The sequence below is a fragment of the Membranihabitans marinus genome, from assembly GCF_019802045.1.
Classification (GTDB): Bacteria; Bacteroidota; Bacteroidia; order Chitinophagales; family Saprospiraceae; genus Membranihabitans; species Membranihabitans marinus_A.
Map to the genome: position 1 here is coordinate 1 of NZ_JAHVHU010000045.1, position 1,001 is coordinate 1,001.

The 1,001-nt window shown below is 47.0% G+C and carries 1 protein-coding gene; it reads left to right on the plus strand.

Features of this window, described 5'->3' with window-relative positions; genetic code table 11:
* Positions 1–1,001 (plus strand): cohesin domain-containing protein (locus KUV50_RS19305; protein ID WP_261395452.1); only part of this gene is annotated, 1,001 nt, incomplete at both ends.

Consider the following 1,001-nt stretch of genomic DNA (forward strand, 5'->3'; position numbering starts at 1 on the left):
GAGCGTGGAGAAGCTGTACAGAAAGTAGAGATGAAAGCCGTATTGGGAAGCGGAAGTCCTTTGACAACCGTCACCGGTGGAGAAGGAGCTTATAACTTCTCGATCAGCAACGGTGCCCAGGTGAGCCTGGTACCAAGCAAGAACACAGGCTTTGCGAATGGTGTAAGTACGCAAGATTTGATTGCTATCCAGCGTCACGTATTGCAGAAGAAAGCACTGGACAGCAAATACCAGCGTATTGCAGCTGATGTGGACGGAAACGGATCGATCAACGGATTTGATGTACTTGAACTGCGTAAACTGGTGATGCAGCCGCACACGAAGTTTGCGAACAACACGAGCTGGAGATTCTTTGACAAGCAGACTGACAAAGAAGTATACGATGTAGCCAATGTAAATGGTGACATGAATGTAGACTTTGTTGGTGTGAAAATCGGAGATGTGAACTTGTCAGGAGATCCTGCAAGAAGCAGCCGAAGCACTACAGGAACGTTGAACCTGAACATGGCTGACAAAGCGATGAAAGGTGGTGAAGTATATCGGATCGATGTCACTTCCGATAACTTTGCAAACATCAACGGAATGCAGTACACCTTGTCTTATGTAACGAATCTGGTCGAGATCGAATCGATCGAAGCCGGTGCACTGAACATCACGAAAGACAACTATGTACGCTACGCTCCTGGAGTAATTACTTCCAGCTGGAGTGAAGCAGACGGACAGAACTTGTCCAGTGATGAAGTACTGTTCACACTCGTAGTAAAAGCGAAATCAGAAGTACAATTGCGAGATGCATTGAGCTTGAACAACCGGGTAACTACCACAGAAGCATACGATGCGGAAGGTGGCTTGAAAGACGTTAGCTTGCGCTTCGACGGACAAGATTCCGGATTTGCCTTGTACCAAAACACACCAAACCCCTATGCGGGTCAGACTGTGATTGGATTTAAATTGCCTGAAGCATCCAAAGCGACCTTGAGCGTGTACGATGTAACTGGTAA